The sequence below is a fragment of the Vibrio sp. St2 genome (genome assembly GCF_947311885.1).
Classification (GTDB): domain Bacteria; phylum Pseudomonadota; class Gammaproteobacteria; order Enterobacterales; family Vibrionaceae; genus Vibrio; species Vibrio coralliilyticus.
Window position 1 is genome coordinate 63,550 of the sequence record NZ_CAMZNA010000006.1, and the last position, 15,792, is coordinate 79,341.

Genomic DNA, 15,792 nt, shown 5'->3' on the forward strand with positions numbered 1-15,792 from the left:
TAAATAGCTTCCCCTAAAAAGGAAGCTATTTTTTTATCAAGACTTGGCTCCGGCGAAGTTTTGACCTGTTTATAAACCGTCTAGAAAACTAGACCTTTTATTTAGAGAGAAAGTGATGAAAGCATACCAGCGTGAATTTATTGAGTTTGCACTAGAGAAAGAAGTACTGAAGTTTGGTGAGTTTACTTTAAAGTCAGGTCGTAAGAGCCCGTATTTCTTTAACGCTGGTCTTTTCAACACGGGTCGAGATTTGGCGCGTTTAGGTCGATTCTACGCCGCTGCGCTGGCAGATTCTGGCATTGAGTTTGATGTTTTGTTTGGCCCAGCATACAAAGGGATTCCAATTGCGACGACCACAGCCGTTGCCTTGGCGGATCATCACGAGATTGACACGCCTTATTGCTTTAACCGCAAAGAGGCGAAAGACCACGGCGAAGGCGGCAACCTTGTTGGTAGTGCGCTAGAAGGCCGTATTATGTTGGTTGATGATGTGATTACTGCGGGTACCGCAATCCGTGAGTCGATGGAAATCATCAAAGCCAATGGAGCAGACTTGGCTGGTGTATTAGTGGCGATTGACCGTCAGGAAAAAGGCAAAGGTGAGTTGTCTGCGATTCAAGAAGTCGAGCGTGACTTTGGCTGTGCAGTGATCTCCATCGTTAGCTTGGGTGACTTAGTGACTTATCTTGAAGAGAAAGGTAATGCGACCGATCACCTTGAAGCCGTAAAAGCTTATCGAGCTGAATACGGCATCTAAAAGAGCGCTATAGAAGAGGTTTAGCCATAGTCAGGAGTAAGTGACTGAACCTTGAGCTGCAATTATTAAAAAGGGTTGATGCACATGCATCAACCCTTTTTGTTTCTTGCCTCTCGCGAGCTTGTATTACCTTAGTGAGAGTTATCGTAGATTTCGCTTCCATCTCGCTGCGTTTTTAATAACGACAGATTCCACATGTATTGTTCAGGATGCGGTCTGACCAAGTCTTCGATCGCTTGGTTCATTGCACGAGCATCGGCTTCTTCATCGCCGGTTGGGAAGTTTTCCAAGGCTGGCAGAATATGTACTTCGTACTTACCTGATTTGTCGTTGTAAGCAGGTAAAACTGGAATCACTTTGGCTTTTGATAGGCGAGCCATTTTACCAAAGCCTTTTAGAGTCGCTTTCTCTGTACCAAAGAATGGGACAAATACCGAGTTGGCGGCGCCAAAATCTTCATCTGGCAGCCAGTAGCCAAGATAACCGTCTTTAATTGAGCGTACGAAAGGTTTTACCCCCGCTTCACGAGCGAAGATACGACCGCCATATTGCATGCGCTGTACTTGCATTAGCCAATCGCCGATAGGGTTGCGCTGCGGCTTCATGATGGTGGTAACTTTGTAGCCCTTTGCAGCCAGCATCACCGCTGGGTAATCGACCGCCCAAGCGTGCGGCGCTAAGATGATCACTTTCTCCCCCGCATCGAGCAGCGGTAAGATGTTCTCTTCGCCGATCATGACACCGCGATCTTGGTTGTGCTTGGTAGAGCGTACCAGAAACTCAGAATAACCAAACAGGTACTGAGCGGCCTTAACAAAGGTCTCTTCCAGTATCTCCTGACGCTCTTGGTCTGATTTCTCTGGAAAACAGTACTTTAGGTTCACTCGTGCACGACGTACCACACGACCATTTTTGCGTACCACAAATACAGACAGTTTTCGCGCCAAGCTATCGCGCCAGCGGTACGGAATAAAGGCCAACAGGGCAGCAAATAAAATGCCCAGCCACGTCCCCCAGTGTTTAGGGTGTAAAAATGCCCACTCAAAGGTTGGGTTATGCAAATGTTTATCGATGCTATTTTTATCGTTGTTGCTCATTGAAAGCAGCACCTATGTTATTGATATCTTGAGTTAGTAAGAGAGTGGTCTGGCAGCGATTTGAATCGCTTGTGTAGCCACATCCACTGTTCCGGAGCGCGCATGATAATCTCTTCGACGAATTTATTCATGTAGGCTGCGGCCGCCGTTTCATCTTTTTGCGGAAAATCTTGATCGATAGACTTGTCGGCAATGATTTCATATTTACCGTTTGGGTTACGGAATCCAGAACCTGGCACGATGGCACTCTTACTAGTGTAAGCAAGGATGCTGGTTCCTGTTGTTGTACAAGCTTCTTCGACAGCAAAGAAAGGCACGAACACAGATTTATTATGGCCGTAGTCCTGATCTGGTAGGTAGAACAGGCGATGGCCTTGGCGCAAAACGCGCACCATCTGTTTAAGATCACGACGATAGATGAGTTGGTTGCCGTTACGTGTGCGTCCTCTATATTGGATGAACTCGTAAGCAGGGTTTGTGTGGGGGCGGTAAGCGCCGTATCCAGGTAAACCCAGTACACCAAATGCACGAGCGGTAATTTCTAAGTTCAGCGCATGCACACAACAGAGCAGCACACCCTTACCTTCATCGTTGAGCCGCTGTAGCTCTTTGATATCTTTCGCAATCAAAATACGCTTGAAACGCCAAGTCGGCCAAAACCAAGTAATGCCAGTTTCAATCAAAGCCATACCGGTGTTTTTGAAGTTCTCTACGACCATGCGGTCAACTTCTTTGGCTTCCATCTCAGGAAAAGCCAGCTCAAGGTTACGCTTGGCGACTTTAACTCGGGATTTGCCTAACTTCATACCCAACGCACCGATACCTCGGCCGATTTTGAGCAGTAATGCATAAGGCAGAAGATTGACGGTCAGGGCCAGTAAACCAAACCCAAACCATACGCCCCAATATTTAGGGTGGAGTAGGGCTGGAGTAAACTTAGGCTTTTCGACGGTATTTTTTTTGCTCATAGTGATTACTTAATCTGTGCACTCAAGAGTGACCAGTATTCTTCAAAGTTGGCGGTCGGTTGATATTTAAAGTCTGAGCGTACGAAACGGTTCAAGCTGCCTTCTACTTGCCCAAGAAGCTGAGCGGCCAGAATGGTTTCGTCCACAGGGAAGGACTTACCTTCTCTGAGCTTACGTTCACGCAGAATTTGACGAATAGACGTTTCAATGCGTTCAAACAGTTGGTTGATGCGCTCTCTCAGTCGCTCATTCTCAAACATCAATGCGTGCCCAGAAAGGATACGCGTAAGCCCTGGATTTCGTTCGGCAAAGGCCAGAATCAATTGTAGCACCAGACGAATGCGGGTCAGGGTATCTTTTTCTTCATCCAGAATACGGTTGATGCGCGACATCAAGGATTCTTCAATGAACTCGATCAAGCCTTCAAACATGCGAGCTTTGCTCGGGAAATGTCGATATAGCGCTGCTTCTGATACGCCGACGCGTTTCGCTAGCTTGGCGGTGGTGATGCGAGAGCCACCATCGTTAGATTCGAGCATTTGTGCAAGTGCTTGTAAGATTTCTTCCCGGCGGTTGCTTTTTCTTGTTCCGGCCATGAACGTGTTCCTTTTGTTACCACTGTTGATGCCCATAGACACAGGCATTCGCCCAACTTAGCAGGCTAAGATGGGCGGAATAGACGAATTTCTGATTGTTAGAATAGCGACTTAATTGTCTAACTTTGCGGCGATAATTGTAAGTATCTGCTTCGCAATTTGTTGTTTTGATGCAAGGGTAAGTGATTGCTCACCATCTTTCCAGTATAGGTTAATCGCATTGTCGTTGCTGTTGAAGCCTTGTCCTTCTACTGAGACATCGTTGGCACAAATCATATCGAGATTTTTCTTGGTCAGCTTAGTTCGAGCGTAATGTTCTACATCCTGAGTTTCTGCGGCAAAACCAACGGTAAATGGGCGCTGTTGAGTCATACCGGCAACTGAAGCGACAATATCAGGGTTTTTGACCATAGTGATGGTCATTTGTTCGCTGTCATCCGTCTTCTTAATTTTCTGATCTGAAACCGCTTGTGGGCGATAATCCGCCACGGCTGCGCAGCTGATGAAAACATCATGCTCACAAGCCTTGTCCATTACGGTGTTATACATATCTTCTGCGCTCTCCACATCAATTCGCTGCGAACCAGTTGGTGTTTTAAGATTCACCGGGCCTGCGACTAACGTGACCGTCGCACCGAGCTGAGCTGCTGCTTCTGCTAATGAGAAGCCCATTTTCCCTGAGCTGTGGTTAGTGATGTAGCGCACCGGATCGATGGCTTCGCGGGTTGGCCCAGCAGAAATCAATACTGATTTACCTTTGAGAGGTTTGTCGCCCCAGAACTGTTCGCACAATCCCACCAGTTGCATTGGTTCTAACATTCGGCCAGGGCCGACATCGCCACAGGCTTGTTCACCGGCTGCTGGTCCCCAGATGTGCATGCCACGTCGCTCTAGCGTCGCAATGTTCTCTTGTGTTGCTTGATTGAGATACATCTGTTGGTTCATGGCCGGAGAGACTGCGATTGGAGCATCGGTCGCAAGTACCAGTGTGGTGAGTAAATCATTGCCCATGCCCGCTGCCATGCGTGCAATTAGATCAGCGGTGGCTGGTGCAAGTAAGACCAAATCCGCCCATTTAGCCAGCTCAATATGGCCCATAGAGGCTTCTGCCGCCGGATCCAATAAGCTATCGGAGACTGGACGTCCGGAGACCGCCTGCATTGTCAGTGGTGTAATGAATTCTTTTGCGGCTTTAGTCATAACAATCTGAACTTCAGCGCCACGTTCAATCAGACGACGCGTCAGGTCGGCACATTTATAAGCGGCAATACCACCACCGATACCAAGTAGGATCTTTTTGCCCGCGAGTGTTTGCATGATGATCATCCTTAAAAAATACTGCGAGTAGATTACCACGCAGCCAATAGAGACTCTAGAAATGGAAAGTGTTGTTGCAGATTCCGTACGCTTTTGCCTTTCTCGTTATTGCTTCTTTATATACCTATCATTTGCAGAAAATCTTTCACTGCGACGAAGATAATTCTTTTGCCCGCCAGAGAGTGAGCAAGAGAGTTTAAGCTAACGTCACCCACTTTATTGTCTTAAGGATAAGTGTTTGCATGTTGCCTAAAGAGTCGATGCCTAGAGAAAAGCTGCTCAGCCGAGGCCCACAATCGCTCACCGATGTGGAGCTGTTAGCGATTTTTCTTCGCACTGGTACGCAAGGTATGAATGTGCTCCAGTTATCGGACAAACTGCTTAAGGATCTCGGTTCGCTACGCAGCTTATTTGCGGCGAGCAAAGAGGAGTTCTGTCAGCACAAAGGGCTGGGAGAAGCCAAATATGTCCAGCTGCAAGCCGTGCTTGAGATGACACAGCGCTACCTAAGTGAAACCTTAGAACGTGGCGAAGCGTTAACCAGCCCTCAGCAGACCAAGCTTTATCTTTCTAGCATGTTGCGCGATCGCCAGCGGGAAGCTTTCTATATATTGTTTCTTGATAATCAACATCGGGTAATCAAGGATGAAGTGATGTTTGAAGGAACCATAGACGCCGCATCTGTATATCCCCGAGAGGTTGTGAAGCGGGCATTGGAGCATAATGCAGCGGCTTTGATTCTTGCTCATAATCATCCGTCTGGGGTGGCAGAACCGAGTCAGGCTGATCGCAGAATCACCCAGCGTATCAGTGATGCGCTGGCTTTGGTCGACATTCGAGTTCTCGACCATTTTGTGGTTGGAGATGGCGATGTAATTTCCTTCGCTGAGCGTGGATGGATTTAAATCACATTATTTGTTGTGAGTTGCGCGAATTCTGCTACAATCCCCCGACATTTTTTGAACTATTATCAGCTCTGCCTAAAAAAGATCACGAAAACCTTGAAAAAGGATCTGTTCGGGTCTTGAGCAATGCTAGTCAAGTTAGTATAATGCGCGACCTTTGATAGCCTTGTATGGGTTTCCATAGCGGTATAAGACCTCAAACTTCTATATTTAGAAACTGAGAGGTTCGGCCACCAAGGTTGATATCGAGCTGAAACGATTTTGGAGAAGACATTCATGTCACGAGTATGCCAAGTAACTGGTAAGCGTCCAGTAACGGGTAACAACCGTTCACACGCACGCAATGCTACTAAGCGTCGTTTTCTGCCGAACCTACAAACTCATCGTTTCTGGGTAGAGAGCGAAAAACGTTTTGTTAAACTACGTCTATCTGCTAAAGGTATGCGTATCATCGATAAGAAGGGCATCGATGCTGTTCTTGTTGACATTCGCGCAAACGGCGAAAACGTTTAAGAGGAAATAGGCAATGGCAAAGAAAGGCGTACGTGAGAAAATCCGTCTAGTATCTTCTGCAGGTACTGGTCACTTCTACACTACTGACAAGAACAAACGTAACATGCCAGGCAAATTTGAGATCAAAAAGTTTGATCCAGTTGTTCGCCAGCACGTTATGTACAAAGAAGCTAAAATCAAGTAATTGATTTCTTCTTTGAAGCTTCTTAAACAGAAGTCTGAATTAGAAACCCAGCGTTTTCGCTGGGTTTTTTATTACCTGAAATTCCCAAAAGGCGTCACAGTCTAGCCTACCTCCGCTCATTTCCCTCTTTCCTATTTTCTGCTACCTTTTCTTATAGTTACCTACAGGGAAATCAAAGTTCATGCGTGTTTCTACTTCACGGCGGCGTCGCTGGAACAACATCATGATATTGGGCATCATCGCTTTCATCGCGATCCTCAATTTGCCGACTATCATCAAAACCTATTTGATTGATGACGAACCGGTCGCTGAAGTTAGTCCTTATCCTTATTTGCTCAATCCGTCGGCGGAGTTGAAAGCACTGCATTTTTCTGACTGGTCACTGGAGCACTTGAACGGTGAGTGGAGTTTGACTAAGCAAAGTAGCCTTTCACCACAGGAGCTAGTTGAACGCTGGTCGGGCTTAGTTGGGACCGAAGTTGATCAGGACACTTTTGATGGATTGAAGCCTCAATTGACCTCACCACAGACGATTGAAGTTTGGTATCGCGATCAAGAAGAGCCTCAAAGGATCACCTTCTATCAAACCCCACAATTCTGGTTGTTGAAAAACTGGCAGGATCAATGGATAGCCGTTTCAGTTGCTCCAGAATATCTGCTACCTTAAACGCCCTGAGTTATTAATTGCCATACCACTATGCCTGAATTACCTGAAGTTGAAGTCAGCCGCATGGGGATCACCCCTCATCTGGCGGGACAAACCGTTGCTAAGCTGACTTTTCGTACCCCCAAGCTGCGCTGGGATATTCCACATGAGCTAAAGAAGATGGAAGGTCAGGTGATCCGCAGTATTTCTCGCCGTGCTAAATACTTGCTGATTGAAACCGATGTGGGTAGCGCGATTGTGCATTTGGGCATGTCGGGGTCTTTACGTGTACTGGATGCAGATATGGAGCCGGGAAAACACGATCATGTCGATCTGAAACTGACCAATGGCAAGGTACTACGTTATAACGATCCCAGACGTTTTGGGGCCTGGTTGTGGACCGAAGATGGTGAACATGATGCGTTGGGCCATATGGGGCCAGAGCCGCTAACGGAAGACTTTGATGCGCAATATATCGCGGACAAGGCAAAGAATAAGCGCGTCGCGGTGAAGCAGTTCATTATGGATAACAAAGTCGTAGTTGGGGTGGGAAATATCTACGCCAATGAGTCTTTGTTTAGTGCGCGCATCCATCCGACACGCGCAGCAGGAACGCTAACGGCTAAAGAGTGGCAACGTTTGGTTAAAGAGATTAAACAGGTGCTCCATACTGCCATTAAGCAAGGCGGAACAACATTAAAAGATTTTGCTCAAGCGGATGGTAAACCGGGCTATTTTGCTCAAGAGCTTCAGATTTATGGCAAAACCGGTGAAGCTTGCCCTAGCTGTGGGGAAGTGATTGAAGAGCAGAAAATTGGCCAGCGCAATACGTTTTTCTGTAGTTATTGCCAGAAGTAGTCAAATATAGAGCTGAGGTTGTGCTCAGCTCTATATCTCGATAACAACTAGACTTTCGCTTTGCTTTTTAACGCTTCAGCGACCGTTTTAGGCACAAAGTTGGTGACATCCCCTCCATGAATAGCCACTTCACGGACTATGGTCGAGGAGATAAATGCGTGCTCTTCTGCGGGTGTCAGGAAAACGCTTTCTAATCCGGGCATCAGTCTGCGATACATATTAGTTAAACCAAATTCGTACTCAAAATCGACGGTGGTACGTAAACCACGGATAAGAACGTTCGCATTTTCTTGCTTCGCAAAGTCGACCATCAAACCCGAAAATCCCTTCGAGCTGACATTGTCCAAATGCTGAGTCACCTGCTGTGCAAAAGCTACGCGCTCTTCTAACGTAAACATGGTGTTCTTACTTGGGCTGGCAGCAACAGCAATAATGACCTCATCAAACATATCTGCCGCACGTTCGATTAAATCCAAATGGCCATTAGTAATAGGATCAAAGGTCCCAGGATAGATCACTCGGGAAAGGCGTTTTTTGCTCACAGTCAGTTACTCAAATGATTCTTTTATATCGCTTAATGGTAACAAAAAGGCTCACATTTACCCAACTTAGCCGTTATCATTGGGAGCAAAGATTGAGAGTTAGGAAAAGTAATGAAAAAGATACTGGTGGTTCGTAACGACAAAATAGGCGACTTCATGCTGGCTTGGCCCAGTTTCGCGATGCTGAAAGCTTCGATGCCGGATTGTCAGATTACAGCGCTGGTACCTAATTATACAGTGGCCCTTGCAGAGCTTTGTCCTTGGATTGATAAAGTGTTGGTTGATCCAACGAAGAACGGTTCTAAGCACGCGCAATCGACTTTGATTGAGCAAATAAAAGCGGAGCGCTTTGATGCATCCATCAACCTTTTCTCTACGACATATAACGCGAAATTGGTCTGGAAAGCGAAGATTCCTTACCGCCTTGCTCCGGCGACAAAGCTGGCGCAGATCTTTTACAACAAACGTATCAAACAAAAGCGTTCACAATCAGCAAAACCAGAATACGAATACAACCTGGACTTAGTGCGTGCGTTTTTAACGGATATTGGTCAAGCGGTGGTTGAGACTGGCGCACCTTATCTATCTTTCTCAGCTGACGATCTGCAGCAACAAAAGCACAAGCTCTCACAACAATTGAATTTGAACGTAGAGAAGCAATGGGTGTTCGTTCATGCTGGTAGCGGTGGTTCAGCCAATAACTTATCTCTACAGCAATACACTCAGTTAATCTGCGATATGCCGGAGCCGTTTGAAATTATACTGACGGCTGGACCGGGAGAAGAGCAGAAAGCGGCTGAGTTACATAACCTACTGAAAGAAAAGGGCAGAGCATCGGTGGTGTACGATAAGAACGATGGCTTAGTCGATTTTTCTTGTTCTATCGCTTGTGCCGACTTGTTTGTTGCTGGTTCTACTGGGCCCTTGCATATCGCGGCGGCGATAGATGTGCCGACTGTTGGCTTTTTCCCAAGTAAGCGTTCAGCGACACCGCTGCGCTGGAAACCAATTAACTCGGCAGGCAACCATATCGCTTTTTGCCCACCAGTGGCAGAAGATAAAGCCAGTCAGGAAAATATGGCCAGAATTGATATAGATTTGGTCTCGAGAGAATTACAACCATGGATCAGTCGTAAGCTGAATTAATAAAAAGGGTGATAGAAATATCACCCTTTGTTTGTATTGAAAGACTTAGAATTTATCTGGCATCTTGTCTGTTTCACTGCGAATCCACAGATCCGCATATTTCACAAAAGTAGAGTGTGCCGAAAGCAGGGAGAGCAAGAAGCCTTGCTTGCCATCAAGAAAGCCGGCTTTAACAACATACATTTTCAAGAAGCAGCCTAATGCGTGCAAAATGCCTTGTGAGATGCTGCTTTTCTTACCTTTTTTCTCGCGCTGTTCAGCCCAGGCTTTGGCATAGCCCGCCGACTTCACTAAGTAGTGATTCATGTCGTTATAGGTAAAGTGGATCAAATCGCCATCCAAGTTTTCGACTTTCATGGTTTTCGTCACTTCGACTTTTTCATGGACCAGAGCGTCATTGTATTGCGTTAACTTGGTTGGGTATAAGCGCAATACACGATCTGGGTACCAGCCACAATGACGAATATAGCGTCCAAACACCCAGCTTAGGCGAGCCGTCTGATAAATGGTATCCGGCTTGTTTGCACTCACTGAATCTAAAATGCTTTGCTTGAGCTCAGGAGTAACACGCTCATCTGCATCTAACCACAGAACGTAATCCGACTCGACGTAGGACTGAGCCAAGCGGCGCTGAGGGCCAAAGCCAGGCCATTCAGGGTTGACGTAAAACTTGTCCGTAAAACGGCGTGTAATCTGTTCGGTATTGTCTGTACTTCCAGAGTCCAGTACCACAATCTCGTCTACCCAGTCGTGAACGGTTTCTAAACAAGCTTTCAGGTGCTGCGCTTCGTTCTTAACGATAAGTGCGACGGCAATAGTTGGTTTACTCACTATGGTACCTCTGAAGTCTCTCGGAGTTTATTTTAAATGGAGTTCTGTGGTTACTTTATCAAACATGGCGATGACTTGCTGAGGTTGAATGCGCTGCATGGCGTTTTTGTCTTTGACACGGGCACGCCAGCTAAGCTGAGCTGCCGATTTCCCCGTTTCAGCCCGAATTGCGTCTTCATAAGCAGACACTACATATTGGCGATACTGATAAGGCCCAGTGCGTTCAGGGTTGTGGTGGGCATACAAACCAATAACCGGTGTATTGACCGCATTGGCCATATGAGCAGGGCCAGTGTCGGGGGCGATCACCAAATCAGCTTGGTCTAACAGTGCCAGCATTTGCTTCAGCGAACTTTGGCCGACCTGATTATTGACGGTGCATGTCAGCTTGTTCTCAATCTTCGTCGCTAGGTCTAATTCTACTTGCGCTGGGCTACCGGCTAAGGTGACCTGCCAGCCTTGATCTACGGCGTGCTGGGTAAGTTCGACGTAGCCTTCGGCTGTCCAGTTCTTGTAGGTTTTACTTGCCGCAGGTACGACAACCAAGTTGCGTTTGTCGGCAGATAATTGCTGTTGTGCCCAATATTTATCTTCATCTGAATATTCAAGCGTCCAAACAGGGGTCATATCTTGAACACCAAGTGTATGGCCAAAGGCGAGCAGTCCATCTAAAACGTGCATGGAATCTGGTGAAGGCACTTTGATATTGGTAAACAGAGTTTGGAAGTCCTGACTGCGGATAGAATCAAAACCGAGCTTGTATTTCGCCTTGATGCCAAGAGTGGCAATACTGGCTCTAAATGCGTACTGCATGTGCAGCAGTGCATCGAATTTTTGTCCTTTTAGTGTAGCCCAGAGCTTTTTATAGCCCTGCCAACCTTCCTTCTTGTCAAAAACGATCACACGAATACCAGGCATGTCTTCAATCAGCTTAGCTTCAAGCTTACCTGTGATCCAGACAATGTCGGTTTGCGGCCACTGATGTTGAATAGCTTGCACTGCCGCAACGGTATTACACACATCGCCAATCGCAGATAAACGCAGAATGCACAAAGAGTCAGGGGCAGAAGAAAAAAGGCTCATAAATAATTCTTTTAGCTAGCAATGGTGAAGATTATGCAGACGCGTTCAATAAATGTAAAATGGCCACTGAAATTTAATCAGAGATAGCCCCCGCATGAAAACCGTGCAATTGGATAACCAAACAATTTGGTATGACGAGACCTTGCTTAAGGAAGACCCTAAGCAGGTGTTTGACGCCGGATTTTGGCAAAATGCCGGTAAAGTCATCGGCAGTGCTCAAGGACGTGGAACCACTTGGTTTGTGCAAACGGAAACTATTGAAGCGGCACTCAGGCATTATCGTCGCGGTGGCTTGTTTGGAAAACTAGTGGAAGATAGCTATCTCTTTTCAAGCTGGGAAAAAACTCGCAGCTATCAGGAATTTCAGTTGCTAAACACCTTGATTGAAGCTGGCGTCAATGTACCTAGACCAATCGCTGCCCGCACGGTAAAAAGTGGTGTAACCTACAAAGCGGATCTATTGAGCGAAAAAATCCCCAATGCACGGGACTTGGTTTCTATCCTGATGGAAAGCCCACTTCCTGCCGAAATGTATCAAAAGATTGGCCTAGAAATCCGCAAGATGCATGATGCACAGGTTAATCATACCGACCTTAACATTCACAATATCCTGATAGATGAGCAAGACAAAGTGTGGATAATCGACTTTGATAAATGCTATCAGCAATCAGGAAATGGCTGGAAGCAGAGCAACTTGGATAGATTGAAAAGGTCGTTTGAAAAGGAAGTAGGTAAGGGTGGGATTCATTGGAAACTAGATGATTTTCAGCATCTAAAACAGTAATCTCGTATAGAGATATTCGCAAATTTATACCTTTAAACCGCGTCAGTGTATATATGAAAATATTTGTTATTAACCTACCAAGGTCAGTAGATCGTCGAATTTCTATGGAAGCTCAGCTAAAGAAGCTTGGGGTTGCCAATTATGAGTTTTTTGAAGCTATCGATGGCAGTCAGATGCCTAGTTATCTAGCTGACAAAGTTGATGATGAACATCGGAAGAAATTTAGAAGCAGGCCTTTATCATATGGAGAGCGCGGTATATATGCTAGCAATTATCTATTATGGGAAAAGTGCGTTCAGCAAAATGAACCTTTTTTGATCATGGAAGACGACGTGGTCCTCGAAGATTGTTTTGTTTCAATATGTAATCGTGTTGAAAAGCTACACAGCAAAGGGTTCGAATATTTTAGATTAGGGATAAGTGATACTAGCGAAGTTCCTCAAGTTATAGATGTTAATGAAAACATAGTTCATTGGTGTGATAACCAAAGTGGCTCTACACGATGCTACAGTATTTCACCTAGAGGTGCTGCCAAGTTACTGAAACGAAGTGAAAAATGGATTTGTGCAGTAGATAACTATATAGGCGAAGCTTATAGAACAAAGATTCCCTGCCTAGGGATTATGCCTTATGCGTCTTCGAAAGCTGAGTACGAATCTACAATTCAGCTAGGTCAGAAAAGCAAAGTATCTCTAATCAATAAACTGAACCGAGAGTTATATAGGTTTTACAGGTTTCTACGTATGAGCGTTTGGAACCGTATTTTATTCGCCAAAGCATTACCTAATAAAGGGCAGAGCTAAGTCTCTAACGCGACTTTAATGATGAAAACACTTCCCAGAAAATGATGAAATAGCTTTGGCTGGGTTGCCCCCTATGACTGAATCCTGTTCAAAGTTACCCGTTACTGTAGCAGTACTTGCGACAACGGAGTTAGTTGCTATGTTAGTCCCTTTGAGGATAGTGGACCTAGCGCCAACCCATACTTTGTCTTCAATGGTTATTGGCTGATCTGGATTAGTTTGTTGATTTTCTAAATCTGTAATTTTGTGTAGATCTGAATCCATAAAAAGAGTTTGCCAAGAGATTAGACAGTTATCACCAAAAGAGATCACATGATTACAAATGATAGTTGCTTCACCAGTAAAATTGCTGCCAGAGCCAATTGCTAACTTACCATTTATATGGAGTTTGGAGCCTGTACCTACCTTAATGTGATGGCCAAACTTTATATGTCCATTCTTGCCAATATTCCATATAAAACGAGAGTATTTGTTGTCAGCAATCTGCACTCGACCAAATCCTAGTTTGATCTTGCCTAGTTTGGCTGATTCAGGGATAGATATCCTGCCGCCTAGAGCAACAAACTTGGTACGATGATTGACTAAAATTGGAAGTTTTATCGCTTGGTGAAATGGTAGGTAATAGAAATTAAAGAATAGAGTTTTGGGTATACATCTCACATAGTGGTATAGCTTGGATAACTTCTTCAAACTCATCTTGCTTCTCCGAAAATGTGTTGGATAGTGTTTTTGAGCGCACCTCGGTTTCGCTCCACCACACTTAATGCGGCCTGGCCTTGTTCGTCCCTAAGATCTGTGGAGTGAAAAAGCTCAATAATTTTTTCTGCGAGCTCAGATTCAGAGTTGATGATCTGACAACTATTCGATGCAACTAGTTGCTTTGTGATATCAGAAAAATTGAAATAACTAGGCCCAGTTAGAGTTGGCTTTGCCAATGCCGCGGGCTCTAAGAGGTTGTGTCCACCGACTTTATTTCCAAGTAAGCTTCCACCCATGAAGCAGACATCGCTAGCGCCAATAAGTGTTAACATTTCACCCATAGTGTCACCTAAATAGACTTGTGTACTGGCTGATACAGTTGAATAACTTGTCCGACGGACTGTCGTAAAGAGTTCACTGCATTTCACCATGACATCATTAAATCTCTCTGGATGTCTAGGAACTAATATGAGGAGAGCATTAGGCACATGCTGTAAGACCTGAGAATGAGCAGCGAGTATTTTTTCATCTTCTCCTTGATGAGTGCTGGCTGCGATCCAAATAGGGCGAAAGCTATCCAATTCACACCTGAGCTGTTTTCCCTTGATTGACTGCTCGGATGAAATGGATATATCGAATTTTATCGAGCCAGAGACAAAGATTTTACTTTGAGGTACCCCGAGATTTTCAAATCTTCTAGCATCATCTTTATGCTGACATATAACTTTACTTAAAGAGGGGGAAAGTAGATTAAATAAAGGCTTGACCTTTGAATAGCCGCGGAAAGATTTATCTGACAAACGAGCATTGACCACTGTGATTGGAATGTGCTTTTTTGATACCGTAATTAATGTATTAGGCCAAAGCTCAGTTTCAACAATGATTAACTGTTTTGGTCTGACGACTTTTAAAAATGCTTTTACCGCGAAAGTAAAATCCAGAGGCATATATCTGTGTTCAGCATATTCCTTTAAATTTTCTGCTTGCTTAGCACCTGTTGGAGTTGTAGTAGTGACAAGGATTTTAGCATTTGGCTGGGCTTGATGTATCTTTTTAATCAATGGTGATGCAGCAATAACTTCTCCCACTGAAACAGCGTGAACCCATATTACAGGTTTGTTCTCTGGGTTGTTCAGGCTAGGTGTGAGGCCGAAATGTTCTTTCCAACGAGTGCCTACGGAAGGTTTACCAAGCTTATGTTTATATAAGCTTGGTAAAAGGAAAGGAAGTGCAATGACTAGTAAAAATGTATATAGAGCTCGTATCACTTGAGGAGATCTTCCGGCTTTTTATGTGTCCATTTGCTACGAGGCTTATCTAGGTATTGGAAATATTCGTTCGTAAATGTGCCTTGTATGCAAACGTATTTTCTTTCTTTGTATACGACTGGCTTGTTATCCAATACGCCAGTTATAACCATCGGACCTGTCAGAAAATAAACTCCTTGTTCTATGTTTCTGCTTTCTATATTTTCGACAATCTTATTGATCGCAAGTTCGTAGTCTGGATTGTTAGGAGCTGAGGCGAGAAAGAAATTGGTGTAGTGCTGATTCTTTTTTAACTTCACATACATCGCATTTTCATCGGTAGGTAAGATGCGTTTAAGTGGCCATACAAGTGTCGCATCAATATCCATATAGATACCACCGTGAGTGTGAATTGTGATGAGTCGCCACAAATCTGCTTGCGCAGCACCATCATTCAATTGCATGTAGGCGTTATACACTCGTTCAGAAGCATTTGCTTTAATGAACTCGGCTCGTTCTTCTGTACTCACATAGCGATATTCATAATCTAAGGACATCAGGCGATTGAACAAATAGTTAAGATAAACAGGCAGAGTGCTTTGTGCAGAAAAGTTAGTTTGCCAGATTATCTTAGGTATCTTGGTTTGCTTGGTAGAGGTGACCTTTGGATTGGAGAACGATGGAATCGTAAAGCGCTTGTTTGGAAACAAGGCATGAAAAGGGTATGACAACATTTTAAAAATGTTGCCGATGAGCCGAATGAGTCGATTGGAAACTAAAATTGATAGATTTTTCATTGCTGCTTATAAAATTCCG

The 15,792-nt window shown here is 44.9% G+C and carries 19 protein-coding genes; 9 read left to right on the forward strand and 10 right to left on the reverse strand.

The features are described 5' to 3' along the window. Positions 1-115: 115 nt before the first annotated feature. Positions 116-757: an orotate phosphoribosyltransferase gene (gene pyrE, locus QMA41_RS17155; RefSeq protein WP_021458310.1), complete on the forward strand. Its 642-nt coding sequence runs from the start codon at positions 116-118 to the stop codon at positions 755-757. 131 nt (positions 758-888) lie between these two features. Here the strand turns inward: pyrE and lpxM are convergent, their stop codons facing one another. From lpxM to coaBC, 4 genes are all read right to left on the reverse strand, one after another. Further along, the gene (gene lpxM / locus QMA41_RS17160) at positions 889-1,854 is read right to left on the reverse strand and encodes a lauroyl-Kdo(2)-lipid IV(A) myristoyltransferase (RefSeq protein WP_171341534.1); all 966 of its coding nucleotides are present in this window, start codon (positions 1,852-1,854) and stop codon (positions 889-891) included. 17 nt (positions 1,855-1,871) lie between these two features. After that, a complete protein-coding gene (locus QMA41_RS17165) occupies positions 1,872-2,822 on the reverse strand; it encodes a Kdo(2)-lipid IV(A) acyltransferase (RefSeq protein ID WP_065740882.1) in 951 nt (316 codons plus the stop codon). A 5-nt stretch (positions 2,823-2,827) separates the two neighbouring features. Next, entirely contained in the window at positions 2,828-3,418 is a 591-nt protein-coding gene (slmA, locus tag QMA41_RS17170; RefSeq protein ID WP_006963404.1) for a nucleoid occlusion factor SlmA, read from the reverse strand. A 111-nt stretch (positions 3,419-3,529) separates the two neighbouring features. Continuing rightward, a complete protein-coding gene (gene coaBC / locus QMA41_RS17175) occupies positions 3,530-4,735 on the reverse strand; it encodes a bifunctional phosphopantothenoylcysteine decarboxylase/phosphopantothenate--cysteine ligase CoaBC (RefSeq protein ID WP_281630246.1) in 1,206 nt (401 codons plus the stop codon). A gap of 230 nt (positions 4,736-4,965) precedes the next feature. On the opposite strand from coaBC, the gene radC reads away from it, so the two are divergent. The 5 genes from radC (at position 4,966) to mutM (ending at position 7,841) form a co-directional block, all read left to right on the forward strand. Then, the gene (radC, locus tag QMA41_RS17180; RefSeq protein ID WP_281630354.1) at positions 4,966-5,640 is read left to right on the forward strand and encodes a DNA repair protein RadC; all 675 of its coding nucleotides are present in this window, start codon (positions 4,966-4,968) and stop codon (positions 5,638-5,640) included. A gap of 276 nt (positions 5,641-5,916) precedes the next feature. Beyond that, the gene (gene rpmB / locus QMA41_RS17185; RefSeq protein ID WP_004410867.1) at positions 5,917-6,153 is read left to right on the forward strand and encodes a 50S ribosomal protein L28; all 237 of its coding nucleotides are present in this window, start codon (positions 5,917-5,919) and stop codon (positions 6,151-6,153) included. Positions 6,154-6,166: 13 nt separating this feature from the next. Then, positions 6,167-6,337, forward strand: a complete 171-nt coding sequence (gene rpmG / locus QMA41_RS17190; protein ID WP_004410866.1) for a 50S ribosomal protein L33 — start codon at positions 6,167-6,169, stop codon at positions 6,335-6,337. A gap of 181 nt (positions 6,338-6,518) precedes the next feature. Then, positions 6,519-7,004, forward strand: a complete 486-nt coding sequence (locus QMA41_RS17195) for a hypothetical protein (protein WP_019276580.1) — start codon at positions 6,519-6,521, stop codon at positions 7,002-7,004. Between the two features lie 30 nt (positions 7,005-7,034). Then, the gene (gene mutM / locus QMA41_RS17200) at positions 7,035-7,841 is read left to right on the forward strand and encodes a bifunctional DNA-formamidopyrimidine glycosylase/DNA-(apurinic or apyrimidinic site) lyase (RefSeq protein WP_281630247.1); all 807 of its coding nucleotides are present in this window, start codon (positions 7,035-7,037) and stop codon (positions 7,839-7,841) included. Positions 7,842-7,888: 47 nt separating this feature from the next. Here mutM and coaD read toward each other — a convergent pair whose 3' ends face one another. After that, a complete protein-coding gene (coaD, locus tag QMA41_RS17205) occupies positions 7,889-8,383 on the reverse strand; it encodes a pantetheine-phosphate adenylyltransferase (RefSeq protein WP_281630248.1) in 495 nt (164 codons plus the stop codon). Between the two features lie 111 nt (positions 8,384-8,494). On the opposite strand from coaD, the gene QMA41_RS17210 reads away from it, so the two are divergent. Beyond that, positions 8,495-9,529, forward strand: coding sequence for a glycosyltransferase family 9 protein (locus QMA41_RS17210; protein ID WP_281630249.1), 1,035 nt, complete (start codon positions 8,495-8,497; stop codon positions 9,527-9,529). A 45-nt stretch (positions 9,530-9,574) separates the two neighbouring features. Here QMA41_RS17210 and QMA41_RS17215 read toward each other — a convergent pair whose 3' ends face one another. Together QMA41_RS17215 and QMA41_RS17220 are read right to left on the reverse strand one after the other, a co-directional pair. Then, on the reverse strand, positions 9,575-10,360 hold the full coding sequence (locus QMA41_RS17215; protein WP_281630250.1) for a glycosyltransferase family 2 protein: 786 nt from the start codon (positions 10,358-10,360) through the stop codon (positions 9,575-9,577). Positions 10,361-10,387: 27 nt separating this feature from the next. Continuing rightward, a complete protein-coding gene (locus QMA41_RS17220) occupies positions 10,388-11,443 on the reverse strand; it encodes a glycosyltransferase family 9 protein (protein WP_281630251.1) in 1,056 nt (351 codons plus the stop codon). 94 nt (positions 11,444-11,537) lie between these two features. Here QMA41_RS17220 and QMA41_RS17225 point away from each other — a divergent pair, with 94 nt between their 5' ends. Continuing rightward, entirely contained in the window at positions 11,538-12,227 is a 690-nt protein-coding gene (locus tag QMA41_RS17225) for a 3-deoxy-D-manno-octulosonic acid kinase (RefSeq protein ID WP_281630252.1), read from the forward strand. Between the two features lie 53 nt (positions 12,228-12,280). Further along, on the forward strand, positions 12,281-13,030 hold the full coding sequence (locus tag QMA41_RS17230) for a glycosyltransferase family 25 protein (RefSeq protein WP_019276572.1): 750 nt from the start codon (positions 12,281-12,283) through the stop codon (positions 13,028-13,030). Positions 13,031-13,045: 15 nt separating this feature from the next. Here QMA41_RS17230 and QMA41_RS17235 read toward each other — a convergent pair whose 3' ends face one another. The 3 genes from QMA41_RS17235 to QMA41_RS17245 are packed head-to-tail and all read right to left on the reverse strand — an operon-like array spanning position 13,046 to position 15,773. After that, positions 13,046-13,726 carry an acyltransferase gene (locus tag QMA41_RS17235; RefSeq protein ID WP_281630253.1) on the reverse strand — a complete coding sequence of 227 codons (681 nt, stop codon included), beginning with the start codon at positions 13,724-13,726 and terminating at the stop codon, positions 13,046-13,048. Next, positions 13,723-14,997, reverse strand: coding sequence for a lipid IV(A) 3-deoxy-D-manno-octulosonic acid transferase (gene waaA, locus QMA41_RS17240; RefSeq protein ID WP_064488859.1), 1,275 nt, complete (start codon positions 14,995-14,997; stop codon positions 13,723-13,725). Before waaA ends, QMA41_RS17235 begins: the two co-directional genes overlap by 4 nt. Further along, a complete protein-coding gene (locus tag QMA41_RS17245) occupies positions 14,994-15,773 on the reverse strand; it encodes a glycosyltransferase (RefSeq protein WP_021457889.1) in 780 nt (259 codons plus the stop codon). Before QMA41_RS17245 ends, waaA begins: the two co-directional genes overlap by 4 nt. Positions 15,774-15,792: the final 19 nt, after the last annotated feature.

Bases quoted from the DNA above. Each gene is read 5' to 3' on its own strand.
- pyrE (WP_021458310.1), top strand. From the start codon at position 116: ATGAAAGCATACCAGCGTGAATTTATTGAGTTTGCACTAGAGAAAGAA.
- lpxM (WP_171341534.1), bottom strand. From the start codon at position 1,854: ATGAGCAACAACGATAAAAATAGCATCGATAAACATTTGCATAACCCA.
- QMA41_RS17165 (WP_065740882.1), bottom strand. From the start codon at position 2,822: ATGAGCAAAAAAAATACCGTCGAAAAGCCTAAGTTTACTCCAGCCCTA.
- slmA (WP_006963404.1), bottom strand. From the start codon at position 3,418: ATGGCCGGAACAAGAAAAAGCAACCGCCGGGAAGAAATCTTACAAGCA.
- coaBC (WP_281630246.1), bottom strand. From the start codon at position 4,735: ATGCAAACACTCGCGGGCAAAAAGATCCTACTTGGTATCGGTGGTGGT.
- rpmB (WP_004410867.1), top strand. From the start codon at position 5,917: ATGTCACGAGTATGCCAAGTAACTGGTAAGCGTCCAGTAACGGGTAAC.
- rpmG (WP_004410866.1), top strand. From the start codon at position 6,167: ATGGCAAAGAAAGGCGTACGTGAGAAAATCCGTCTAGTATCTTCTGCA.
- QMA41_RS17195 (WP_019276580.1), top strand. From the start codon at position 6,519: ATGCGTGTTTCTACTTCACGGCGGCGTCGCTGGAACAACATCATGATA.
- mutM (WP_281630247.1), top strand. From the start codon at position 7,035: ATGCCTGAATTACCTGAAGTTGAAGTCAGCCGCATGGGGATCACCCCT.
- QMA41_RS17210 (WP_281630249.1), top strand. From the start codon at position 8,495: ATGAAAAAGATACTGGTGGTTCGTAACGACAAAATAGGCGACTTCATG.
- QMA41_RS17220 (WP_281630251.1), bottom strand. From the start codon at position 11,443: ATGAGCCTTTTTTCTTCTGCCCCTGACTCTTTGTGCATTCTGCGTTTA.
- QMA41_RS17225 (WP_281630252.1), top strand. From the start codon at position 11,538: ATGAAAACCGTGCAATTGGATAACCAAACAATTTGGTATGACGAGACC.
- QMA41_RS17230 (WP_019276572.1), top strand. From the start codon at position 12,281: ATGAAAATATTTGTTATTAACCTACCAAGGTCAGTAGATCGTCGAATT.
- QMA41_RS17235 (WP_281630253.1), bottom strand. From the start codon at position 13,726: ATGAGTTTGAAGAAGTTATCCAAGCTATACCACTATGTGAGATGTATA.
- QMA41_RS17245 (WP_021457889.1), bottom strand. From the start codon at position 15,773: ATGAAAAATCTATCAATTTTAGTTTCCAATCGACTCATTCGGCTCATC.